This is a genomic window from Gordoniibacillus kamchatkensis (assembly GCF_000829455.1).
Classification (GTDB): domain Bacteria; phylum Bacillota; class Bacilli; order Paenibacillales; family NBRC-103111; genus Gordoniibacillus; species Gordoniibacillus kamchatkensis.
This window is the reverse complement of record NZ_JXAK01000063.1, coordinates 13,213-36,200: the sequence shown is the minus strand read 5'-3', so window position 1 is coordinate 36,200 and position 22,988 is coordinate 13,213. Positions and strand designations below refer to the sequence as shown.

The window sequence follows — 22,988 nt, the reverse complement described above, 5'->3', positions numbered from 1 at the left end:
GAGCGCAAAGAAAGCTAAACAAGCTGACGCCGGCAGAGTACCGACGTCAGCTAGCAGCTTAGGGCTTTTTTCAATGTCCGCTATTTGGGGTCTTGACCATCGTGGACTTCAGGCTTTTTTTAACGGCAATCAGGATAAGGTAAACAGCCCGAGCGTCGAGCATTTCTTCGATTCGTCTTCAACGGTCTCCTGCAAATTGAGCTTCAGCAAATTGCCGAGCGCCGACATATAAAACAGGTTCCGGCCCAGCTCGGCGCCGATCACCTCGCGGCAAGCTTCGCACAATTGTCCCTGCATGTGAGTATTCAGCACGCTCTTTGCTTCTTCCAGCGTCATATCCGGAGAGTACGCCTGCTTGGCGGCATTCAGTTCGATGCATCCGCACTCCGTAATCGATTTGACGACGGCACGGTTGACCGCTGCTCCCGTCTGCTGGAATTTCGATAATACGTCTAATAAGCTGCGATGCCGAAGCAGCAGTTCGGACACCTGGTCTTGAAATTCCTTCAACGTCAGAGAACTCATGCCTTTACACCTCGCCACGGGAGTGTTATTCATCCCCCATTATAGACCAACCTGGTAGAAGTTTCAATTTCCATGATTATCCTTGGGTGAAATGGAACATACTGTTACTGAAATCCGTGAGGTGGAGGTGACAGAAATTGAAAAAGTGGTTTCAATTGGCGGCGGCGGTGACGGGCGGACTTACGGCATACCGGCTCAGCGCGCTTTTTCCGCTATGGGGCGTGGCCGATTGGCCGGGACAAGCTTACATGCTGCTTGGCTTAGGTGCGGCGGCATCTTTCGTTTTGGCCGGGGGATTATTCGAGCTCGGCCGCAAAGCGGTGGCGAGCGGGGAAACGAGCTTGGCGCGAATTCCTGCGAAAGATTTATTTTCCGGTCTATTAGGATTAGTTATCGGCCTGCTCATCGCCGTTCTGCTGTTCCCTGTGCTTAGCAAGGCGAACGAGGGAGCGCTGCTTCCGCTGCTCATGACGGCGCTGCTCGGCTTTGCCGGCTGGCGCGTCGGGCGCAGCCGCAAGGAAGAGCTGGCGGCGCTGTTCGGCGCTGGTGCGGGCCGCGGCCGCAGCGAGGACAAGAGCGAAGCCGGCAATTATGAGGAGCACAAAATCCTCGATACGAGCGTCATCATCGACGGCCGCATCGCGGACATATGCAAAACCGGGTTTATCGAAGGAACGCTCGTCATTCCCGAATTCGTGCTCGAGGAGCTGCAGCATATCGCCGATTCTTCGGACTTGCTCAAGCGCAACAGGGGCCGGCGCGGGCTCGACATTTTGAACAAAATTCAGAAAGAGCTCGACGTCAAGGTGCTCATCTACGAAGGGGATTTCGAAGAAATTTCCGAAGTGGACAGCAAGCTCGTGCGGCTCGCCAAAGTGCTGCGCGGCAAAGTGATCACGAACGATTTCAATTTGAACAAGGTGTGCGAGCTGCAGGGCGTATCGGTGCTGAACATCAACGATTTGGCCAACGCCGTCAAGCCGGTCGTGCTGCCGGGCGAGGAGATTTTCGTGCAGGTGATCAAGGACGGCAAGGAGCACGGCCAGGGCGTCGCTTACCTCGATGACGGGACGATGATCGTCGTCGAGAGCGGGCGCGATTTTATCGGCACGACGCTGGAGGTTATGGTAACAAGCGTGCTGCAGACGTCGGCGGGCCGGATGATTTTTGCCAAACCGAAATTGTTGGAAAAAGCGCAATAAAACCAGTATGATAAAGAGGATGCCCTGGCGGCATCCTTTTTTCAGATTTGGCGGGTCATACCCGGGTTGGTGGGGAAGGCATGGACACATTCGGCGTCGTCGTTGTGGCGGCGGGCAGAGGCACGAGAATGGGAACGGCGGAGAGCAAGCAATATTTGCCGCTTGGCGGCAAGCCGATCCTCGTACATACACTGGAAACGTTCGAACGGATGGCCGAGGCGAGCGAAATCGTGCTTGTTGTCGGCGCTGGGGAGATGGAGCGCTGCCTGGACTATGCTGTGGAATACGGATTGCGCAAGGTGCGTGTTGTTGCCGGCGGCGCGGAGCGCCAGCATTCCGTCCGCGCAGGGCTTAAGGCGCTCGGAGCGGAAGTGGAGTGGGTGCTCGTGCACGATGCGGTGCGGCCGTTCGCCGAGCCTGCCCATATTATAGCCTGCTGGCAAGAGGCCGTGGCGCATGGCGCCGCCGTGCTGGCAGTCCAGGTGAAAGACACGATCAAGGTCGTCGATGAGGGCGGGATCATCCGTTCCACACCAGACCGACGGACGCTGTGGGCGATTCAGACGCCGCAGGCGTTCCGCCGCCCGCTGCTGGAGAAGGCGCACGCCGCTGCGGAACGGGACGGCGTGCTCGGCACCGACGACGCGATGCTCGTGGAGCGGCTCGGCCAACCGGTGCGGGTCGTGCAGTCGGACTATACGAATATCAAAATCACGACGCCCGACGATCTCGCGTGGGCGCAGTGGTATGGAGAACGGAACAGGGAGCGGGAGAGCGAATGATACGAGTTGGACAAGGGTTCGATGTTCATCAGCTGGCGGAAGGCCGCAAGTGCATCATCGGCGGGGTAGACATTCCGTATGAGAAAGGGCTGCTCGGCCACTCCGACGCCGACGTGCTGCTGCACGCGATAGCGGACGCCGTGCTCGGAGCGCTCGCGCTCGGCGATATCGGCAAGCATTTTCCCGATACGGACATGGCGTTCAAGGACGCGGACTCGCTGCTGCTGCTGAAGCGCGTATGGGGTCTGGCGCGGGAGCGCGGTTACCGGCTCGGCAATCTCGATTCGACGATCATCGCCCAGAAGCCGAAGATGGCGCCGTACATTCCGCGCATGATCGAGATTATAGCCGCTGCGCTGGAGGGCGAACCGTCGCAGGTGAACGTGAAAGCGACGACGACGGAGCAGCTCGGCTTCGCCGGCCGCGGCGAAGGCATCGCCGCCCAGGCGGTCGTGTGCCTCGTGAAGGAGTAGCGGGATGGCTGTTGCGGTAGAGGGAACGGCGTTCGTGTCGCTGCGGGCAGGCTCAGCGGCCATCGGGCTCGGGCTCGCTGGCGGGCCCTGCTGCCGCACTGGACATGCCCTGTCGTTGCCTCGGTATCTGCGGCGCCACAAGTTTTGCAATGCGCGTGTGACCAGCGATACCGTCATGCAGCGGGAATTGGAGACCATGTGTGCACGCTTGTGCATTGAAGTCGACGCCGCTGCCGGCAGTATAGACGTCGCGTGCGGAGGCTTGCATGCGACAAAGGCGAATGCGTTCAGTCGTGCGCGGCGGGTGCGGGCAAAGGCAACCACACTTGCGCCGCTGTTGCCGGCAGCCAATCGGCCCATAGCGGAACACAGTTCCGTTATGCTCGACATTTCCCGGTATTTCCCGAAATTAACGGAACGCCGATCCCTTATTTGGCCAATCCGGGCGCGTTCCCGGGGTTCATCGGGCATTTCGACGAACAATAGCGGAACCGCGTTCCGTTATTCTCACAATAAATCCGGATAAATGATATAATAACGGAATACAGTTCCGTTAACATAAGCAGGGGGAATCGTACCATGTCGACTGCAACGCAAGTTCGCGTCCGTTACGCGCCGAGCCCGACCGGGCATTTGCATATCGGCGGCGCACGGACGGCACTTTTTAATTATTTGTATGCACGCCATCATGGCGGGGAGTTCATCGTTCGTATCGAAGATACCGACGTAAAGAGGAATAAAGAGGGCGGAGACGTCAACCAATTGCATTATCTGAAGTGGTTGGGCATCGAGTGGGACGAAAGCATCGATATCGGAGGCCCCTACGGCCCTTATCGGCAAACGGAGCGGCTCGACATATACAAGCAATACTGGGAGCAGCTGTTAAATCAAGGACATGCTTATCGCTGTTACTGCACGGAAGAAGAGCTGGATAAGGAGCGGGAGGAGCAGGCTGCACGAGGCGAAACTCCGCGCTACTCCCGCAAGTGCCTGCATTTGAGCGACGCGCAGCGGGAAGCTTTGGCGGCGGAAGGCCGGCAGCCGAGCGTGCGCTTTCTCGTGCCGGACGGCAAGTCCTATGCGTTCACCGATATGGTGAAAGGCGATATTTCATTCGACACCAACGATATCGGCGACTTCGTCATTGTGAAGAAAGACGGTATTCCGACCTATAACTTCGCCGTCGTCGTTGACGATTATTTGATGAAAATTACGCACGTTCTGCGCGGACAAGAGCATATTTCCAATACGCCGCGGCAGCTTATGCTGTACGAAGCTCTCGGTTGGGAAGTGCCGCAGTTCGGCCATATGTCGCTAATCACCAACGAGGAGCGCAAAAAGCTGAGCAAGCGCGACGAAACGGCAGTACAGTTCATCGAGCAGTATGAGCAGCTCGGATTTCTGCCGGAGGCGCTCTTCAATTTCATCGGATTGCTCGGCTGGTCGCCGGTCGGCGAAGAGGAAGTTTTCTCCCGCGAGCAGTTTATTTCGATTTTCGACGCCAGCCGCCTTTCCCGCAGCCCGGCCGTATTCGACACCGACAAGCTGCATTGGCTGAACGGGCAATATTGGAAAAAAGCCGATCCGGACCGCCTTGCCGGCATCTGCATCCCGCACCTGCAAAAGGCCGGCTACCTTCCCGCCGAACCGGATCCCGCACAGAAAGAGTGGGCTCTACTGCTCACAAAGCTGTATCAGGACCGGATCCAGTACGGCGCCCAAATCGTGGACGAAGCCAAGCTGTTCTTCACGGGCGATATCGCCGCCGAAAACGACGAAGCCGCCGCGATCTTGAACGAAGACTACGCGCCGGTCGTGCTGGGCAGCTTGCTAAGCCAAGTGGAGCGGGCCGGCGAATGGGCGCCCGAGCATATGAAAGGGCTGCTCAAAGCCGTGCAAGCCGAGACCGGGTACAAAGGCAAGCAGCTGTTCATGACGACCCGCGTCGCGCTTACAGGACAGATGCACGGTCCGGACCTCGATATGACGATGTATTTGCTCGGCAAAGACAAAGTAGCGCAGCGGCTCCGCAAACGGTTGTAAAACTGCGGCTTTCGCGCTATACTGAGTTCAATTAACAGCAGTATAAATTCGAATAGCATCGAACAGGAGAGTAAGCTTCTCCGCGATGAAGCTCCAGAGAGGATTGCCGAAAGTGTAGAAACGAGCAAGCTGGCTCGTCGCGCCGTGCCGCCGCTTCCAAGCAGGCCGGTTCGCCAAGCCAAGCTAACAGCTGGCCCGTCAGACGATACCGCCGCCACGCGGCTGGCCGGTCTGATCGGGATCCGTACCTTCGTTTCAGACGCCTGGCTGCAAGCAATCCGCTTCCGCCGAAGCCGAAATGCGCCTGGGAGCTGCAGTCCCGAGCTGCCATCAGCAGGGTAGGCGCTGCCGATTCGTCCCCGTTACCGGACGCCCGAGATGGCGAAAGCGCCCCGCGCAATACGAGCGGCGAGCGCCACGCCAAGCAGAGTGGAACCGCGACCAAATGCGCCTCTGCAGCCCTTGCCGGGCTGCGGGGGCGTTTTTTGCTCCATCGGAAAGTATAGGCTGCGCCTATACCGTCGATTTCGTGCGAGAAACGGGGGCCGCTTGGAACGGACGGCCTTGGCCGTTTCTTCTTGCATCATCATTATATGCCCGGGAAACGCGCTCGTCCCCCAGACAGTGTAAGCCGTTTCCTTTCATACTGGAGGGATTTGCGATGTGGAAAAGGATGCGCGAAGATATCGCCACCATATTTGAAAACGACCCTGCCGCGCGCAGCGTTTTCGAGGTAATATTCTCTTATTCCGGTTTGCATGCGCTGTGGAGCCATCGAATTGCCCATTGGTTCTTCAAGCGGCGCATGTTTACGATAGCCCGGATGATTTCGCAGATCAACCGGTTTATGACCGGCATCGAGATTCATCCCGGCGCGAAGATCGGGCGGCGCTTTTTCATCGACCACGGCATGGGCGTCGTCATCGGCGAAACGTGCGAGATCGGCGATGATGTCGTGCTGTACCAGGGCGTCACGCTCGGCGGTACCGGCAAGGAGAAAGGCAAGCGGCACCCGACGATCGGCAACAACGTCGTCGTCGGCTCGGGCGCCAAAGTGCTCGGCTCGTTCACGGTCGGCGACAATTCGCGCGTCGGCGCGAACGCGGTCGTGCTGCAGGAAGTGCCGCCGAACAGCACCGTAGTAGGCAACCCGGGCAAAATCGTCAAGCGCGACGGCGTGCGCGTTACGAACGGAAGGCTCAACCATGCCGACCTTCCCGATCCGGTGACGCAAGTATGCACCAGTCTGCAAGGGCAGATCGATGCGCTGAAGGCGGAGATGGAACAAATGCGCAAGGAACGTATGGAGCTTGTGGAGACAATTCGAAAGGGAGGTACAAGAGAGCATGACGCTCAAAGTGTATAACACGCTAACCCGCAAAAACGAGGAATTTAAACCGCTCATCCCGGGCAAAGTGAGCATGTACGCATGCGGCCCGACGGTGTACAACTACATTCATATCGGCAACGCCAGGCCGGCGATTTTCTTCGACGTGGTGCGGCGCTACTTGCGCTCGATCGGCTACGACGTCAACTATGTCGTCAACTTCACCGACGTCGACGACAAGCTGATCCGCAAGTCGGAGGAGATGAAGCTGCCTGTGCCGGAGCTGGCGGAGCTGTTCATCGCCGCGTACCGCGAAGATACGGCGGTGCTCGGCGTGGAGCCGGCGACGAACAACCCGCGCGTAACCGAGAACATTCCGGAGATTATCGCTTTCATCGACAAGCTGGTGCAGGAAGGCTACGCTTACGAGAGCGGCGGCGACGTCTACTACCGGACGCAGAAATTTGAAGAATACGGCAAGCTGTCGCACCAAAATCTCGACGAATTGCAGTACGGCATCCGCATCGAGGTGGATGAACGGAAAGAGCATCCGCAAGATTTTGTACTGTGGAAGGCGGCCAAGCCGGGCGAAATTTCCTGGCCTTCCCCTTGGGGCGACGGCCGGCCGGGCTGGCACATCGAATGCTCGGCGATGGTCCGCAAATACCTCGGCGAGACGATCGACATCCACGGCGGCGGGCAAGATTTGGCGTTCCCGCACCACGAATGCGAGATCGCGCAAACCGAGGCGCTCACGGGCAAACCGATGGCGCGCTACTGGCTGCACAACGCCTTCATCAACATCGACAACGAGAAAATGTCCAAGTCGCTCGGCAACGGCATTCTCGTGCGGGACATGGTCAAGATCGTGAAGCCGCAGGCGTTCCGCTTCTTCATTTTGGCGGCGCACTACCGCAACCCGCTCAACTACAGCGACGAAAGCATCAGAGCGGCGACGCATTCGCTGGAGCGCATCCATAACTGCTACGCCAACTTGCAGCACCGGCTCGGAGCGGCGTCGCAGGGCGAGGCGGACGAAGCCGTCCGGGCGCGCATCGCGGCCGTCCACAGCCAGTTCGAAGCGAAGATGAACGATGATTTCAATACGCCGGACGCCATCACCGCCATGTTCGAGCTTGTGTCCGAGACGAATTTGTATTTGCAGCAGGACCGGGTTACGGTAGCGACGCTTGAGCTGCTGCTCGAGGAGTTCCGGCGGATGAACGCCGTGCTCGGATTGCTGCCGGCGGCGGAAGAAGGCTTGCTTGACGAGGATGTGGAGCGCCTCATCGCGGAGCGGACGGAAGCGCGAAAAACGAAAAATTGGGCGCGAGCGACGAAATCCGCGACTTGCTGACGCAGCAGGGCATTATCCTCGAAGATACGCCGCAAGGCCTTCGCTGGCGCCGGAAATAAGGGAAGGACTATACATGGACAGCTCGTTATTTTTGTACCCGCCCTCGCGCGAGCCGGGGCAAATGAATCCGCTTGTGCTCGCCTACATCGGCGACGCCGTCTTCGAGGTGTTCGTGCGGCAGTACGTCATTTCGCAGCCGAATCAGCGTCCGAACTATTTGCACCGGCAATCGACCCGTTTCGTGTCCGCGAAGGCGCAGGCCAAGGCGCTCCAGCGCCTGCAGCCGGAGCTGACGGACGAGGAGCTCGACATCGTGCGGCGCGGCCGCAACGCCAAGTCGGGCTCCGCGCCCAAAAATGCGGATGTTCTCGAGTACCGCCACAGCACCGCGTTCGAGTGCCTGATCGGGTACTTGTATTACAAGCAAGACTATGCAAGGCTGCGCCGCCTCGCCCAGCTCGTCATTGAGCCGGAGCCTGCGCCGGCGGGCCGGGAGGAAACGTAACATGGCAGAAGAGTATATCGGAGGCAAGCACTCCGTGCTGGAGGCGCTCAAATCCGGCCGCACGATCAACAAAATTTGGGTCGCGGAGAGCGCGCAGAAGCATTTGTCGCAGCCGATCGTCGCCGAAGCGAAGGCGCACGGCATCGTCGTTCAATTCGTGGACAAGCGCAAGCTCGACCAGATGACAGAGAACATGCAGCACCAGGCGTCGTGGCGCAGGTGGCGGCTTACGAGTACGCCGAAGTGGACGATATTCTCGCCCGCGCCGCGGCAAAAGGCGAGCCGCCGTTCCTGCTTATGCTCGACGAGATCGAGGATCCGCACAATCTCGGCTCCATCCTGCGGACGGCGGAATGCACCGGCGTCCATGGCGTCATCATCCCGAAGCGCCGCTCTGTCGGGCTGACGGCCACCGTGTCGAAGACGTCGGCGGGCGCTGTCGAATACGTGCCCGTAGCGCGCGTAACGAACCTGGCGCAGACGATCGACGACTTGAAGAAGAAGGGGGTCTGGATTGCCGGCACCGACGTTGCCGCCAAGCAGCCCGTATACGACGCCGACCTGACCGTCCCGATCGCCGTCGTCATCGGCAACGAAGCGAAGGGCGTCGGCCGTCTCGTGAAGGAGTCATGCGATTTTCTCGTGGCATTGCCGATGTTCGGCCGGCTCAATTCGCTTAACGCTTCCGTTGCGGCGGGCGTCCTGATGTACGAAGTCGTGCGGCAGCGGCACCGCCGCTAACCGGCGGCGGTTATGGAACAATTTCTCATCGTCGACGGCTACAATATGATCGGCGCCTGGCCGCAGCTGCAAATGCTGCGCGACGTCAGTCTGGAAGAAGCGCGCGACCGGCTTATCGATATGCTGGCGGAATATCAGGCGTTCTCCGGAGTGAAGGTCGTGCTCGTTTTCGACGCGTATCAGGTGCCCGGCCTCGGCAAGGAATACCGGCAAAACCGACTGCGGGTGCTGTACACGAAGGAGAAGGAGACGGCCGACGAGCTGATCGAACGCCTCGTGACGGAGCTGATCGCGCGCCGCAGGCAAATTTACGTGGCCACCTCGGACATGATGGAGCAGCACGTCATCTTCGGCCTCGGCGCGTTCCGCCTAACCGCCAGCGAGCTGCTGACCCGAATCCGCCAAGGGCGCAAGGAGATCCAGCACAAAATCAAGCGTCCGGCGCTGCCCGAGCGCAACACGCTCGACAGCCGGATCGATCCCTCTCTTTTGGCGAAATTGGAAAAAATGCGCAGAGGGGAATGAGCGGTCAAGGCCCGCCCGAAGCGGGTTCCGAGCCGGCCGAAAACCTCCAAATGCTAGAATTGACGGGCTTCCCCGTTGACGGTCTTCAAGTACATACGTTATACTAATCCTATCCTTGCTAGAGTTGACATCTTTAGAGTTATACCTTTGCACAGGCTGAATCCGTTACGAGAAAGCGTACTCGTCCCCAAGACGGCGTCATGCGTTTCCTCTTTCGTACTTGGTGCTCGGGTAGTTTGCGGCCGGAGGGATTGTTGGTGAGCGTCGACCTCAAAGAGTTGAGAATGTACGATTATGACCTCAAGACAGACGAAGACATCGTCGATTCAGTCCGCGACGGCAACAGCGAAGCCTTGGAGTACTTGATCAACAAGTACAAAAATTTCGTGAGAGCCAAAGCCCGGTCTTATTTCCTGATCGGAGCCGACCGCGAGGACATCGTGCAAGAGGGCATGATCGGCTTGTACAAGTCGATTCGCGACTTCCGGGGCGACAAGCAGGCTTCGTTCAAAGCGTTCGCCGAGCTTTGCATCACGCGGCAAATCATCACCGCCATCAAGACCGCCACCCGGCAGAAGCACATCCCCCTCAACTCTTACGTTTCTTTGGACAAACCTATATACGATGAAGATTCCGACCGGACTTTGCTCGATGTCATTTGCGGCTCCCGCGTCACCGACCCGGAAGAGCTGATCATCAATCAAGAAGAGTTCAGCGGGCTCGAAGACAAGATGGGTGAAATTCTTAGCGATCTGGAGCGGCGGGTGCTCATGCTCTATTTGGACGGACGATCGTACCAGGAAATCGCCGTCGACCTGGACCGCCACGTGAAGTCGATCGACAACGCCCTGCAGCGCGTCAAGCGCAAGCTGGAACGCTATTTGGAAATCCGCGACTTATGAAGAAACATCCGTCATCGCAGGTGAGGGTGTTTTTTTTATTTTGCCCATAGTCCGCGCCCGGCGGTTTAGACTTCCGGCATCCCGTCGATACTGGAACTATTGCGCATGTCCAAATGCTGCCGGAGCTTGTCCGGTGCTTGCCCGGAGCGCCGCAAAGCTTTTCCCGCACGATCCCCCTTTCCTTGACACGATATTTGTCCTGTGATAAAGTTATTCGGGTAGCCCTAAAAATTTGCCTAGGTGTGCTTATTTTTTCATATAGGGTTCTCTTTCAGGTTTTGTTTCGGGAGGTGTACAACATGCGGGTTATCATCACGATGGCATGCACGGACTGCAAGCAAAGAAACTATACGACCATGAAGAACAAGCGCAACAATCCGGACCGTCTTGAGCTCAAGAAATATTGCAGATTCTGCAACGCTCAGACCGTTCATCGGGAAACCAGGTAAGCGGAGGTGTAGGTTGTGGCTTTTCTCGCGAAGATGAAACAGAGCTTCGGCTCGACGTTTTCGTTCTTTGCCGACAGCTGGGGCGAACTGAAGAAAGTCAAGTGGCCCAGCCGGAAAGAACTCATCAGCTACACGCTCGTGGTATTGACCACCGTAGTCTTCGTTACCGTGTACTTCTACGTGCTGGACCTTGGAATCTCCGGGCTTGTTCGATTGTTCATCAAATAACTTGGGGATGTTAAGGTGACCGCGATGGAAAAGAGATGGTACGTCGTACATACCTATTCGGGGTATGAGAATAAGGTCAAGACCAACCTGGAAAAACGCGTCGAATCGATGGAAATGCAGGACAAAATTTTCCGCGTGCTCGTGCCGACGGAAGATGAAGTGGTGACCAAAGACGGGAAACGCAAAACCGTAACCCGCAAGGTTTACCCGGGCTACGTCCTCGTAGAAATGATTCAGACTGACGATTCATGGTATGTCGTGCGCAACACGCCCGGTGTGACCGGCTTCGTGGGCTCGACGGGTTCCGGCTCCAAGCCGACGCCTCTGCTTCCGGAAGAAGTCGATGCGATTCTGAAGCATATGGGCATCGAAGAGCCGAAGCCGAAGATCGATTTCGAGCTGAAGGAAACGGTGCGCGTCAAAGTCGGGCCGTTCGCCAACTTTGTCGGTACTGTCGAAGACATTATCGCGGACAAAGGCAAGCTGAAGGTTCACGTCAACATGTTCGGCCGCGAAACGCCGGTGGAGCTGGACTTCGGCCAAGTGGAGAAGCTGTAAGGCGCATTTCTGCGTTCTATGGCGCGACACGCGGCGGCAGGTTGCTTTGCGTGCTGCATCGGAAATCGGCCACACTACGTCAAGGAGGTGTGTTACATGGCTAAAAAAGTGATCAAGATGGTAAAACTTCAAGTTCCCGCAGGCAAAGCGAATCCGGCACCGCCGATCGGTCCTGCGCTCGGTCAAGCAGGCGTAAACATTATGGCATTCTGCAAAGAATTCAACGCCCGCACTGCCGACCAAGCAGGTCTCATCATCCCGGTTGTCATTTCCGTTTTCGAAGACCGCTCGTTCACATTCGAGACGAAAACGCCGCCGGCTGCCGTTCTGCTGCGCGTTGCCGCTGGCATCGACAAAGGATCCGGCGAACCGAACAAGAAGAAAGTCGCTACGATCAAGCGCGCGAAAGTGCGTGAAATCGCCGAGCAAAAAATGCCTGACCTGAACGCTGCATCCGTCGAGGCTGCTATGCGCATGGTGGAAGGCACCGCTCGTTCCATGGGCGTCGTCATCGAAGACTAATTGCGCCGCACAACGCGGGCGCAGCGGCTCGGCATCGACCGAACCGCACACAGTGGGAGGATATTCCGCTAATACCACTTGAGGAGGAGCTTCAACATGGCCAAACACGGCAAGAAATACCAAGAAGCGGCGAAGCTCGTTAACGCTGAGACTTTTTACGAAGCGAACGAAGCTATCGAGCTTGTGAAGAAAACCGCCACGGCGAAGTTCGACGAGACCGTCGACGTCGCTGTCCGTCTCGGCGTCGATCCGAGAAAGCAAGACCAGAACGTGCGCGGCGTCGTCGTACTTCCGCACGGCACTGGCAAAACCCAACGCGTACTCGTATTCGCGAAAGGCGACAAGGCGAAGGAAGCGGAAGCTGCCGGCGCTGACTATGTAGGGGATCAAGACCTGATCAACCGCATTCAGCAAGGCTGGTTCGACTTCGACGTCTGCGTAGCCACTCCGGATATGATGAGCGAAGTCGGTAAGCTTGGCCGTCTGCTCGGCGGCAAAGGCCTTATGCCGAACCCGAAAGCAGGTACGGTAACGTTCGACGTAACGAAAGCCGTACAAGAAATCAAAGCAGGTAAAATCGAATACCGTCTCGACAAAGCGGGTCAAATTCACGCTCCGATCGGCAAAGTTTCCTTTGACGCTGAGAAGCTGCAAGAAAACTTCCGTGCTCTGATCGATGCGCTCAACCGCGCGAAGCCTGCCGCCGCCAAAGGCATATACCTGAAAGGCGTAGCGGTTTCCTCGACGATGGGTCCGAGCGTGCGCGTCAACGCAGCCGCCCTGCGCTAATGAATGCAGGAAAGCATCACCGGTTGACTTTGCGTGTCCGGCATGCTAACCTGTACGAAGCAATGTAGCAATTGAATAGCAGACCGTAGACAGTAGGTGCTCTCTGGCAGAGCTTAATGTCCTACCGAGGTGTTATGATAGATGCGCAGTTTCCGCAAGCGGAATTTCGCGTGACCCGATCATGCCTTCGTAGTGTCTACGAAGGCATTTCTTATGTCCGCCGGTTTCGGCCGGGCGTCAGAAATGCTTCATGCCTACACCGCAGAGCAACACGAAAGCAGTTAACCATGTTATGAAGAAGCGAGGTGTCCATCATGCCTAACGCGAAAGTTCTTGAGCAAAAATCGCAAGCCGTTGCCGAAGTGGCGGAGAAGCTGAAAGGCTGCTCCTGCACGATCGTGACCGACTACCGCGGTTTGACTGTAGCGCAAGTGACCGAACTGCGCAAATCGCTTCGCGAAGCGGGTGTCGAGTTCCAGGTGCTGAAAAACACGCTGGCTCGCCGCGCTACAGCGAATGCCGAATTGACCGACCTGGACGCTCATCTGACCGGCCCGACGGCCATTGCGTTCAGCAAGGAAGATGTCGTAGCTCCGGCGAAAATCTTGACTGATTTCGCCAAGAAGAACGAAGCTTTGAAAGTGAAAGGCGGCGTAGTCGAAGGCCGCGTCGTCGACCTGAGCCAGATTCAGGCTCTGGCCAACCTGCCTTCCCGCGAAGGTCTTCTGTCCATGCTCCTCAGCGTGCTGCAAGCGCCGATGCGCAACTTCGCCCTTGCGGTTAAAGCCGTGGCGGAGAAGCAAGAGGGCGGAGCGCAACAAGCGTAAGACCGTCTCGCCAGCGTGACCAATACAATCTATTAAGATAACGGAGGTTATCCCATGTCTAAAGAGCAAATCCTTGAAGCCATTAAAGGCATGACCGTTCTGGAACTGAACGATCTCGTGAAAGCCATCGAAGAAGAATTCGGCGTAACTGCTGCAGCTCCGGTTGCAGTTGTTGCCGGCGGCGCAGCAGCAGCTGAAGTTGCTGAGCAAACTGAGTTCGACGTTATCCTGGCGAATGCCGGCGCGTCGAAAATCAACGTCATCAAAGTCGTTCGCGAAATTACGGGTCTCGGCCTGAAAGAAGCGAAAGACCTCGTAGACGGCGCACCGAAGCCGATCAAAGAGAAAATCGGCAAAGATGAAGCTGAGGCCATCAAGGCGAAGCTGACCGAAGCCGGCGCTACGGTAGAAGTGAAGTAATTACTAGCCTCAATGTAAAAATGAACCTCTTGCCGCTTTGGCCTAGAGGTTCATTTTGCATTGTGCAGGAGGTTTTGGGAGCTTGTCCGACCATTATTATTCGCAGAAGCCGACGGCCGCTCACGACGAACGGACGATTCGGGCGACGCTGCGCGGCCGAACGTACGAGTTCGTGACAGACGCCGGGGTGTTCTCGAAGGAAGGGGTCGATTTCGGCAGCCGGCTGCTGATCGAGACGATGGAGCTTGAGCCGAATGCGGAAGTGCTTGACGTCGGCTGCGGCTATGGACCGATGGGGCTTGCGGCGGCTGCCGCCGCAGCGGAGGGGCATGTCGTAATGGTAGACATCAACGAGCGGGCGGTGGAGCTGGCGCGGCGGAACGCGGAGCTGAACGGAATCCGCAACGTAACGGTGATGCAAAGCGACTTGCTGGAGCGCGTGCATGGGCGGCGGTTCGACGCGGTGCTCACGAATCCGCCGATTCGCGCCGGCAAAGAAACGGTTCACCGCATATTCACGGATGCTTATGACGTGCTGAAGCCGGGAGGATCGCTGTGGGTCGTCATTCAGAAAAAGCAGGGAGCGCCGTCGGCGTTTGCCAAGCTGGAAACGATCTATGGGGATGTGCAAGAGGTGAATCGAGACAAGGGGTATAAAATTTTTCGGGCGAGACGGTGATGATGGAGGAAAATTATTTGACTTGACTCAGGCTATGTGGTATTATTAGAAAATGTCAGCATTAAAATTGCTCGTCGTGTCGACATTCATCAAAATGTCAAGATTTTTTTGAGGAGTGATGAATAAAATTTTAACGCGAACGTATAATGTTAAAATTTTAGGCAACTCTTACATGATGAGCACAAATCTCCGGAACCTGCGAAAGCTATCGAAATGCGCGGTTTTCGCTTTGGGACGGGCCGGCGCTGGCCGGCGATCGCTAGTTCGGACGAATGCGTTTGCTGTTATTAAAGCACATTCCGTACCGCTTTAGCAACAAAAACTTCCTATAGCAGCAAGGCACCATGAACTACGTCGCCACGACGTTTTTCTTTGTTTTTACCAATTGAAGTAGACTTGAGGGGTGAATCGAAGTTGGCGGGACAGCTTGTTCAATTTGGTCGACGTAAGCGCAGAACTTATGCACGAATTAATGAAGTGCTCGAAATCCCGAACTTGATCGAAATCCAACAGAAATCGTACGAATGGTTCCTGGAGGAAGGTCTTCGCGAGATGTTCCAGGACATTTCCCCGATTCAGGACTTCACCGGGAATCTGGTGTTGGAATTCATCGATTACAGCTTGGGCGAGCCGAAGTACTCCGTCGATGAATCGAAAGAGCGCGACGTCACTTATGCGGCCCCTCTGCGGGTCAAAGTGCGCTTGATCAACAAGGAAACCGGCGAAGTGAAGGAACAAGAAGTGTTCATGGGCGATTTCCCGATCATGACCGATACCGGCACGTTCATTATTAACGGCGCCGAGCGTGTCATCGTCTCCCAGCTCGTTCGCTCGCCCAGTGTTTACTATAGCACCAAAGTCGATAAAAACGGCAAGAAAACTTTTACCGCTACTGTCATCCCGAACCGCGGGGCATGGCTGGAGCTGGAAACGGACGCGAAGGACATCATCTACGTGCGGATCGACCGGACCCGGAAAATTCCGGTGACGGTGCTGCTTCGTGCCCTTGGCTTCGGCACTGACGCGGAAATTCTCGATCTGCTCGGCGACGACGAGTATATTCGCAACACCCTCGACAAAGATAACACCGATTCGACGGATAAAGCGCTGATCGAAATATACGAGCGCCTTCGTCCGGGCGAGCCGCCTACGCTCGATAACGCCAGAAGCTTGCTCATCGCCCGCTTCTTCGATCCGAAGCGTTACGACCTCGCCAACGTAGGCCGTTACAAAATCAACAAGAAGCTGCATATCAAAAATCGCCTGTTCAACCAGCGGCTGGCCGAAACTTTGATCGACCCGGAAACCGGCGAAATATTGGCGCAAGCCGGGCAGCTGCTCGACCGCCGCGCGCTCGACGAGCTTCTTCCGCATCTCGAGAAAGGCATCGGCAGCAAGCGGTTCAACGCCGCCGGCGGCGTGCTGGAAGAAAGCAGCATTCCGGTTCAATGCGTCGCTGTGTACTCGCCCAATGAAGACGGAAAGATCGTCAAGGTCATTTCCAACGGCTTCATCGAAAAGAACGTCAAGCATATCACCCCTGCCGATATTATCGCCTCAATCAACTATTTCATGAATTTGCTGCACGGCATCGGCAGCACCGACGACATCGACCATCTCGGCAACCGCCGCCTTCGTTCGGTCGGTGAGCTGCTGCAAAACCAGTTCCGCATCGGCCTCTCCCGGATGGAGCGCGTCGTGCGCGAGCGGATGTCGATTCAAGACGCCAACGTCATTACGCCGCAGGCGCTGATCAACATTCGTCCGGTCATCGCTTCGATTAAAGAGTTTTTCGGCAGCTCGCAGCTGTCGCAGTTCATGGACCAGACGAACCCGCTGGCCGAGCTGACGCACAAGCGCCGTCTGTCCGCGCTCGGGCCCGGCGGTCTGACGAGGGAGCGCGCGGGGATGGAAGTCCGCGACGTTCACCACTCGCACTATGGCCGGATGTGCCCGATCGAGACGCCGGAAGGTCCGAACATCGGTCTGATCAACTCGCTGTCGACGTTCGCCAGAATTAACGAATATGGCTTTATCGAAGCGCCGTACCGCTGGGTGGATCCGAAAACGGGCATCGTGACGGATCAAATCTCCTACCTGACTGCGGATGAGGAAGATAACTACGTTATCGCCCAGGCGAACGCTGCGCTTACGGATGAGGGAACGTTTAAAGAAGATACGGTTATTGTGCGTTATAAAGACGAGCATCTTATTCTGCCTAAAGATCGCGTCGACTATATGGACGTATCGCCGAAGCAGGTTGTGTCCGTCGCTACGGCGCTCATTCCGTTCCTTGAAAACGACGACTCCAACCGCGCGCTCATGGGGTCGAACATGCAGCGTCAGGCAGTGCCGCTTCTCGTGCCGAAGTCGCCGCTCGTCGGCACCGGCATGGAGCATAAGTCGGCCAAAGACTCCGGGGTATGTATTGTATCCAAATATCACGGCGTTATCGAGCGGGTAGCCGCCAACGAAATTTGGCTGCGCCGCCAGGAAACGGTTGACGGCAAAACCGTGAGCGGCAACCTGATCAAATACAAGCTGCACAAATTCATTCGTTCCAACCAAGGCACTTGCGTTAACCAGCGTCCGATCGTGCATAAGGGCGACATCATTAAGCCCGGCGACATTTTGGCTGACGGGCCGTCCACGGAGCAGGGCGAATTGGCGCTTGGCCGCAACGTCGTCGTTGCCTTTATGACATGGGAAGGCTACAACTACGAGGATGCCATTTTGCTTAGCGAGAAGCTTGTGAAGGAAGACGTTTATACGTCCATTCACATTGAAGAATACGAGTCCGAAGCGCGCGATACGAAGCTTGGGCCGGAGGAAATTACGCGCGACATCCCGAACGTGGGCGAAGACGCGCTGAAAAACCTCGACGAGCGCGGCATCATTCGCGTCGGTGCGGAAATCGGCGCCGGCGACATTCTGGTCGGCAAAGTGACGCCGAAGGGCGTGACCGAGCTGACTGCGGAAGAGCGCCTGCTGCATGCGATTTTCGGCGAGAAAGCGCGCGAAGTCCGCGATACGTCGCTGCGCGTGCCGCACGGTACCGACGGTATCGTTGTCGACGTGAAGGTGTTCACGCGCGAGAACGGCGACGAGCTTCCGCCGGGAGTGAACCAGCTCGTTCGCGTCTATATCGCCCAGAAACGGAAAATTTCCGAAGGCGACAAAATGGCCGGACGTCACGGCAACAAAGGGGTAATCGCCCGCATTCTGCCGGAAGAAGATATGCCGTTCCTGCCGGACGGAACTCCGGTCGAAGTCGTCCTCAACCCGCTCGGCGTTCCGTCGCGGATGAACATTGGGCAGGTGCTTGAAGTCCACCTCGGCATGGCCGCCCGCATGCTCGGCATTCATACGGCCACGCCGGTATTCGACGGCGCCCGTGAAAACGACGTGTTCGACACGATGGAAGAAGCCGGCATGCAGCGCAACGGCAAGACGATCCTGTACGACGGGCGCAGCGGCGAACCGTTTGAGCGCGAGGTAACCGTAGGCGTCATGTACATGATCAAGCTTGCGCACATGGTCGACGACAAAATTCACGCCCGTTCCACCGGTCCGTACTCGCTCGTTACGCAGCAGCCGCTCGGCGGTAAAGCGCAGTTCGGCGGCCAGCGCTTCGGCGAGATGGAAGTGTGGGCGCTCGAAGCATACGGCGCGGCCTATACGCTGCAGGAAATTTTGACCGTGAAGTCCGACGACGTCGTGGGCCGCGTGAAGACGTACGAATCGATCGTCAAGGGCGAGAACGTGCCGGAGCCGGGAGTGCCGGAGTCGTTCAAGGTATTGATCAAAGAGCTGCAAAGCTTGGGCATGGACGTAAAGATCTTGTCCGGCGACGAGGAAGAGATCGAAATGAAAGAGATCGACGACGACGAAGACGTTTCGTCCGACAAGCTGAACCTCAATCTTGAAGGTGCCGAACTCGGCGTAGAATAAACGGTTACGAAGGTTTCCCGCACGGGCCCGAAGCGCAAGCTTCCGCCCGGGCGGGACCGGCCAGCAAGCTACATTCTTCCCAAGGAGGGTTGCTCCTGATGGACGTCAACAACTTTGAGTTTATGAAAATCGGCTTGGCATCGCCGGATAAAATCCGTTCCTGGTCCCGCGGGGAAGTCAAGAAGCCGGAAACGATCAACTACAGAACGCTCAAGCCGGAGAAAGAAGGCTTGTTCTGCGAGAAAATTTTCGGGCCAACGAAGGACTGGGAATGTCATTGCGGCAAGTACAAGCGCGTCCGTTATAAAGGCGTCGTCTGCGATCGCTGCGGCGTCGAGGTAACCCGTCAAAAAGTGCGCCGCGAACGGATGGGCCATATCGAGCTCGCCGCTCCGGTATCGCATATCTGGTATTTCAAAGGCATTCCGAGCCGCATGGGCCTCGCTCTCGACATGTCGCCCCGTTCGCTCGAGGAGATCATTTATTTCGCATCTTATGTCGTAACCGATCCTGGCGATACGCCGCTGGAGAAAAAGCAGCTGCTGTCGGAGAAAGAATACCGCAGCTATCGCGAGAAGTACGGCTACGCCTTCCAGGCGGGCATGGGTGCGGAAGCGGTCAAGAAGCTGCTCCAGGACATCGACCTCGACCGCGAAGTCGAGATGCTGAAGGAAGAGCTCAAGACTGCCCAGGGACAGCGCCGCAACCGGGCCATCAAGCGGCTCGAAGTGATGGAAGCATTCCGCAACTCGAAAAACCGTCCGGACTGGATGGTGCTCGACGTCCTCCCGGTTATTCCGCCGGAGCTTCGTCCGATGGTGCAGCTGGACGGCGGCCGCTTCGCGACGTCCGACCTGAACGATCTGTACCGCCGCGTCATTAACCGCAACAACCGTCTGAAGCGTCTGCTCGATCTGGGCGCTCCGGACATTATCGTCCAGAACGAGAAACGGATGCTGCAGGAAGCTGTCGACGCACTTATCGACAACGGCCGCCGCGGCCGCCCGGTAACGGGCCCGGGCAACCGTCCGCTCAAGTCGCTCAGCCATATGCTGAAGGGCAAGCAGGGCCGCTTCCGGCAAAACCTGCTCGGCAAGCGCGTCGACTACTCCGGCCGTTCGGTTATCGTCGTAGGCCCGAGCTTGAAGATGTACCAATGCGGACTGCCGAAAGAAATGGCGCTTGAGCTGTTCAAGCCGTTCGTCATGAAGGAGCTTGTCAACAAGGGCCTCGCCCATAACATCAAAAGCGCGAAGCGCAAAGTCGAGCGCGTCTCCCCGGAAGTATGGGACGTTCTCGAAGAAGTGATCAAGGAGCATCCGGTGCTGCTCAACCGCGCGCCGACGCTGCACCGTCTCGGCATCCAGGCGTTCGAGCCGATTCTCGTGGAAGGCCGCGCCATCAAGCTGCACCCGCTCGTTTGTACGGCGTACAACGCCGACTTCGACGGCGACCAGATGGCCGTGCACGTGCCGCTTTCGGCCGAGGCGCAAGCGGAAGCGCGCATCCTGATGCTCGCCTCCGGCAACATCCTGAACCCGAAAGACGGCAAGCCGGTCGTTACTCCTTCGCAGGACATGGTTCTCGGTTCGTTCTACTTGACCATGGACAACAAGGAAGGCAAAGGCGCCGGCATGATCCTGCGCACCGTGAACGAAGCGGTGTCCGCTTACCAGAGCGGCCGCGCCTCTCTGCATGCGCGGGTGGCCATTCCGGCGCGCGCGCTGAACAAAGCGAGCTTCACCGACGCGCAGCAGGATGCGATGCTGATTACCAACATCGGCAAAATCATTTTCAACGAAATATTCCCGTCGGACTTCCCGTACATTAACGAGGCGACGAAGACGAATCTGTTGAACGGGATTCCGGAAAAATATTTCGTGCACGAGAAAGGTGCCGACCTGCGGGCTCGCATGGCGGAGCTGCCGGAAGAGAAAGCCGTAGGCAAAGAGTATCTCGGCTCGATTATCGCCGAGTGCTTCCGCCGCTACCATACGACGCAAACTTCGGTTATTCTCGATAAAATCAAGGAGCTCGGCTTCACGTACTCGACCCGCGCCGGCATTACCGTCGCCGTCGCCGACGTCGTGGTGCCGCAGGAGAAAGTCGCGATTCTGAAAGATTCCGACGAGAAGGTCCGCACCGTCACGAACCAGTACCGCCGCGGTTTGATCACCGACGAAGAGCGTTACGACCGCGTCATTGCGATCTGGTCGAAGGCGAAGGACGAAATTACGGATATTTTGATGAAATCGCTCGACAAGTACAACTCCATCAACATGATGGTGGAATCCAAGGCGCGCGGCAACAAATCGCAGATTACGCAGCTCGGCGGCATGCGGGGCCTTATGGCGAACCCGGCCGGCAAAATTATCGAGCTCCCGATCAAGTCGAACTTCCGCGAGGGCCTTACCGTTCTCGAGTACTTCATCTCCACGCACGGCGCGCGCAAAGGTCTTGCCGATACCGCGCTGCGGACGGCCGACTCGGGCTATTTGACCCGCCGTCTCGTCGACGTTGCGCAGGACGTGATCGTTCGCGAGGATGATTGCGGTACCGATAAAGGGTTCCTTGTCACCAAAATCCAGGACGGCAAAGAAGTTATCGAAGATCTGTACGACCGGATCGAAGGCCGTTACTCGTTCGAAACGGTGCGTCATCCGCAGACCGGCGAAGTGCTTTGCCACCGCAACCAGCTGATCGACGCTACCGTGGCCGATGCCATCATTAAAGCCGGCGTCGAAAAAATACAAATTCGTTCGGTGCTCAGCTGCCGCTCCCGCCACGGCGTGTGCAAAAAGTGCTACGGCCGCAACCTGGCAACAGGCCAGCACGTCGAGATCGGCGAAGCTGTCGGCATTATCGCGGCGCAATCGATCGGCGAGCCGGGAACGCAGCTGACGATGCGTACGTTCCACACCGGTGGCGTTGCCGGCGACGACATTACGCAAGGTTTGCCGCGGATTCAGGAGCTGTTCGAGGCCCGCAACCCGAAGGGTCAAGCGATCATTTCCGAAATCGACGGCGTCGTGAAGGACATTCGCGATGCGAAGGACCGCCGCGAAATCGTCGTCGAAGGCGAAGCCGAGTCCAAAACGTACTCGGTGCCGTTCGGTTCCCGCGTCGGCGTATCGGTGGGGCAGGAAATCGAGGCCGGCGACGAGCTGACCGAAGGTTCGATCGACCCGAAGGAAATGCTGCGCATCAAGGGCATTCGCGGCGTGCAGAACTACATTCTCCAGGAAGTTCAGCGCGTATACCGGAACCAGGGCGTAGAAATCAACGACAAGCATATCGAAGTCATGATCCGTCAGATGCTGCGCAAAATCCGCATCATCGACGCCGGCGACACGACGCTGCTGCCGGGATCTTTCGTCGACATGCACGAATACGAGGAAGCGAACAGGGCGGTGCTGCTCTCGGGCGCCGAGCCTGCAGTCGCCAAGCCGGTGCTGCTCGGCATTACGAAAGCGTCGCTGGAGACAGACTCTTTCCTCTCCGCCGCTTCGTTCCAGGAAACGACGCGCGTCCTGACCGATGCCGCGATCAAAGGCAAAGTCGACCAGCTGCTCGGTCTCAAGGAAAACGTCATTATCGGCAAGCTGATTCCGGCCGGAACCGGAATGTCGCGCTACCGCAACATTCGCATCAAGGATCCTAACGAAGCGCAGGAGCAATTCGAAGGCGCCGAGATGGAAACTGTTGCTGTCGAATAACGTTCGGTCTCTCTGGCAATATATGCCGTACGAGAAAATCCCCGTTGTCCGCGCTCTGCGGGCAACGGGCTTTCTCTATGGTATCTTGACACGGTTTTTCCGTTTTGCTAATATATCAAAGTGTGCCTTTTGTGTTTAGGCTCCTGTTCTTTGGAGGATATGGTTCATGTCTTATGATAAAGTCAAACAGGCGGCAAAAGTGACCATCGGCACGAAGCAAGCGACGAAGACGGTCGAAGCCGGCAAGGCGGCGGAAGTTTTTGTGGCGAAAGATGCAGATCCGCGAATCACGAGCAAGATGATTAACCTTTGCAAGAAAATGGGGGTTAAAGTCACCTACGTGGATTCGATGAAACAACTCGGCAAAGCGTGTGGGATTGAAGTCGGAGCGGCTATGGTCGCTGTGGTGAATGAGTAAGAAGACATGCTGAATGTTTTTGCTTGGCTGCTGAAGCCCGGTGGAAACA

21 protein-coding genes, 2 pseudogenes and 1 other annotated feature are annotated in these 22,988 nt (G+C 57.2%); of the genes and pseudogenes, 22 read left to right on the top strand and 1 reads right to left on the bottom strand.

All coding sequences use genetic code 11. From position 1 onward, the window contains the following. Positions 1-129 precede the first annotated feature (129 nt). Positions 130-525, bottom strand: a complete 396-nt coding sequence (locus SD70_RS26790) for a hypothetical protein (protein ID WP_041051332.1) — start codon at positions 523-525, stop codon at positions 130-132. Between the two features lie 137 nt (positions 526-662). On the opposite strand from SD70_RS26790, the gene SD70_RS26785 reads away from it, so the two are divergent. The 22 genes and pseudogenes from SD70_RS26785 (at position 663) to SD70_RS26680 (ending at position 22,939) form a co-directional block, all read left to right on the top strand. Beyond that, on the top strand, positions 663-1,727 hold the full coding sequence (locus SD70_RS26785) for a PIN/TRAM domain-containing protein (RefSeq protein WP_041051330.1): 1,065 nt from the start codon (positions 663-665) through the stop codon (positions 1,725-1,727). A gap of 80 nt (positions 1,728-1,807) precedes the next feature. Next, positions 1,808-2,509, top strand: a complete 702-nt coding sequence (ispD, locus tag SD70_RS26780; protein WP_041051329.1) for a 2-C-methyl-D-erythritol 4-phosphate cytidylyltransferase — start codon at positions 1,808-1,810, stop codon at positions 2,507-2,509. Next, positions 2,506-2,982, top strand: coding sequence for a 2-C-methyl-D-erythritol 2,4-cyclodiphosphate synthase (gene ispF, locus SD70_RS26775; protein ID WP_041051327.1), 477 nt, complete (start codon positions 2,506-2,508; stop codon positions 2,980-2,982). Before ispD ends, ispF begins: the two co-directional genes overlap by 4 nt. 252 nt (positions 2,983-3,234) lie before the next feature. Beyond that, positions 3,235-3,468: a hypothetical protein gene (locus tag SD70_RS36440; protein ID WP_156158211.1), complete on the top strand. Its 234-nt coding sequence runs from the start codon at positions 3,235-3,237 to the stop codon at positions 3,466-3,468. 93 nt (positions 3,469-3,561) lie between these two features. Next, entirely contained in the window at positions 3,562-5,025 is a 1,464-nt protein-coding gene (gene gltX, locus SD70_RS26765) for a glutamate--tRNA ligase (protein ID WP_041051323.1), read from the top strand. A 661-nt stretch (positions 5,026-5,686) separates the two neighbouring features. After that, positions 5,687-6,391, top strand: a complete 705-nt coding sequence (gene epsC / locus SD70_RS26760) for a serine O-acetyltransferase EpsC (protein ID WP_041051321.1) — start codon at positions 5,687-5,689, stop codon at positions 6,389-6,391. Beyond that, positions 6,372-7,768: pseudogene (gene cysS / locus SD70_RS26755) on the top strand (cysteine--tRNA ligase). Before epsC ends, cysS begins: the two are co-directional and overlap by 20 nt. A gap of 14 nt (positions 7,769-7,782) precedes the next feature. Beyond that, positions 7,783-8,214 carry a Mini-ribonuclease 3 gene (locus SD70_RS26750; RefSeq protein ID WP_041051320.1) on the top strand — a complete coding sequence of 144 codons (432 nt, stop codon included), beginning with the start codon at positions 7,783-7,785 and terminating at the stop codon, positions 8,212-8,214. Position 8,215: 1 nt separating this feature from the next. Beyond that, positions 8,216-8,955, top strand: a pseudogene (rlmB, locus tag SD70_RS26745) (23S rRNA (guanosine(2251)-2'-O)-methyltransferase RlmB). 12 nt (positions 8,956-8,967) lie between these two features. Further along, positions 8,968-9,480: an NYN domain-containing protein gene (locus tag SD70_RS26740; RefSeq protein ID WP_041051318.1), complete on the top strand. Its 513-nt coding sequence runs from the start codon at positions 8,968-8,970 to the stop codon at positions 9,478-9,480. A 257-nt stretch (positions 9,481-9,737) separates the two neighbouring features. After that, complete coding sequence (sigH, locus tag SD70_RS26735) at positions 9,738-10,382, top strand: RNA polymerase sporulation sigma factor SigH (protein WP_041051316.1); 645 nt, start codon at positions 9,738-9,740, stop codon at positions 10,380-10,382. Between the two features lie 299 nt (positions 10,383-10,681). Further along, entirely contained in the window at positions 10,682-10,831 is a 150-nt protein-coding gene (gene rpmG, locus SD70_RS26730) for a 50S ribosomal protein L33 (protein WP_041051315.1), read from the top strand. A 15-nt stretch (positions 10,832-10,846) separates the two neighbouring features. Continuing rightward, entirely contained in the window at positions 10,847-11,059 is a 213-nt protein-coding gene (secE, locus tag SD70_RS26725) for a preprotein translocase subunit SecE (protein ID WP_041051313.1), read from the top strand. Between the two features lie 24 nt (positions 11,060-11,083). Beyond that, positions 11,084-11,617: a transcription termination/antitermination protein NusG gene (gene nusG / locus SD70_RS26720; protein ID WP_041051311.1), complete on the top strand. Its 534-nt coding sequence runs from the start codon at positions 11,084-11,086 to the stop codon at positions 11,615-11,617. A gap of 96 nt (positions 11,618-11,713) precedes the next feature. After that, positions 11,714-12,139 (top strand): 50S ribosomal protein L11, encoded by a 426-nt coding sequence (gene rplK, locus SD70_RS26715; RefSeq protein WP_041051310.1) that lies wholly within the window; start codon positions 11,714-11,716, stop codon positions 12,137-12,139. Between the two features lie 96 nt (positions 12,140-12,235). Further along, positions 12,236-12,928 carry a 50S ribosomal protein L1 gene (gene rplA / locus SD70_RS26710; RefSeq protein WP_041051308.1) on the top strand — a complete coding sequence of 231 codons (693 nt, stop codon included), beginning with the start codon at positions 12,236-12,238 and terminating at the stop codon, positions 12,926-12,928. 65 nt (positions 12,929-12,993) lie between these two features. Continuing rightward, positions 12,994-13,149: a sequence feature (ribosomal protein L10 leader region), on the top strand. A 93-nt stretch (positions 13,150-13,242) separates the two neighbouring features. Continuing rightward, positions 13,243-13,755, top strand: a complete 513-nt coding sequence (rplJ, locus tag SD70_RS26705; RefSeq protein ID WP_041051306.1) for a 50S ribosomal protein L10 — start codon at positions 13,243-13,245, stop codon at positions 13,753-13,755. A gap of 54 nt (positions 13,756-13,809) precedes the next feature. Continuing rightward, positions 13,810-14,175: a 50S ribosomal protein L7/L12 gene (rplL, locus tag SD70_RS26700; RefSeq protein ID WP_041051305.1), complete on the top strand. Its 366-nt coding sequence runs from the start codon at positions 13,810-13,812 to the stop codon at positions 14,173-14,175. 82 nt (positions 14,176-14,257) lie between these two features. Then, positions 14,258-14,854, top strand: a complete 597-nt coding sequence (locus tag SD70_RS26695; RefSeq protein WP_041051304.1) for a class I SAM-dependent methyltransferase — start codon at positions 14,258-14,260, stop codon at positions 14,852-14,854. 414 nt (positions 14,855-15,268) lie between these two features. Next, positions 15,269-18,805: a DNA-directed RNA polymerase subunit beta gene (rpoB, locus tag SD70_RS26690; protein ID WP_041051302.1), complete on the top strand. Its 3,537-nt coding sequence runs from the start codon at positions 15,269-15,271 to the stop codon at positions 18,803-18,805. Between the two features lie 95 nt (positions 18,806-18,900). After that, complete coding sequence (gene rpoC, locus SD70_RS26685; RefSeq protein ID WP_041051336.1) at positions 18,901-22,521, top strand: DNA-directed RNA polymerase subunit beta'; 3,621 nt, start codon at positions 18,901-18,903, stop codon at positions 22,519-22,521. A 166-nt stretch (positions 22,522-22,687) separates the two neighbouring features. Beyond that, positions 22,688-22,939: a 50S ribosomal protein L7ae-like protein gene (locus SD70_RS26680; RefSeq protein WP_041051300.1), complete on the top strand. Its 252-nt coding sequence runs from the start codon at positions 22,688-22,690 to the stop codon at positions 22,937-22,939. Positions 22,940-22,988 lie beyond the last annotated feature (49 nt).

Bases quoted from the DNA above. Each gene is read 5' to 3' on its own strand.
- SD70_RS26750 (WP_041051320.1), top strand. From the start codon at position 7,783: ATGGACAGCTCGTTATTTTTGTACCCGCCCTCGCGCGAGCCGGGGCAA.
- nusG (WP_041051311.1), top strand. From the start codon at position 11,084: ATGGAAAAGAGATGGTACGTCGTACATACCTATTCGGGGTATGAGAAT.
- rplL (WP_041051305.1), top strand. From the start codon at position 13,810: ATGTCTAAAGAGCAAATCCTTGAAGCCATTAAAGGCATGACCGTTCTG.
- rplK (WP_041051310.1), top strand. From the start codon at position 11,714: ATGGCTAAAAAAGTGATCAAGATGGTAAAACTTCAAGTTCCCGCAGGC.
- ispF (WP_041051327.1), top strand. From the start codon at position 2,506: ATGATACGAGTTGGACAAGGGTTCGATGTTCATCAGCTGGCGGAAGGC.
- rplA (WP_041051308.1), top strand. From the start codon at position 12,236: ATGGCCAAACACGGCAAGAAATACCAAGAAGCGGCGAAGCTCGTTAAC.
- gltX (WP_041051323.1), top strand. From the start codon at position 3,562: ATGTCGACTGCAACGCAAGTTCGCGTCCGTTACGCGCCGAGCCCGACC.
- rplJ (WP_041051306.1), top strand. From the start codon at position 13,243: ATGCCTAACGCGAAAGTTCTTGAGCAAAAATCGCAAGCCGTTGCCGAA.
- SD70_RS26680 (WP_041051300.1), top strand. From the start codon at position 22,688: ATGTCTTATGATAAAGTCAAACAGGCGGCAAAAGTGACCATCGGCACG.
- SD70_RS26790 (WP_041051332.1), bottom strand. From the start codon at position 525: ATGAGTTCTCTGACGTTGAAGGAATTTCAAGACCAGGTGTCCGAACTG.
- ispD (WP_041051329.1), top strand. From the start codon at position 1,808: ATGGACACATTCGGCGTCGTCGTTGTGGCGGCGGGCAGAGGCACGAGA.
- epsC (WP_041051321.1), top strand. From the start codon at position 5,687: ATGTGGAAAAGGATGCGCGAAGATATCGCCACCATATTTGAAAACGAC.
- rpmG (WP_041051315.1), top strand. From the start codon at position 10,682: ATGCGGGTTATCATCACGATGGCATGCACGGACTGCAAGCAAAGAAAC.
- SD70_RS26740 (WP_041051318.1), top strand. From the start codon at position 8,968: ATGGAACAATTTCTCATCGTCGACGGCTACAATATGATCGGCGCCTGG.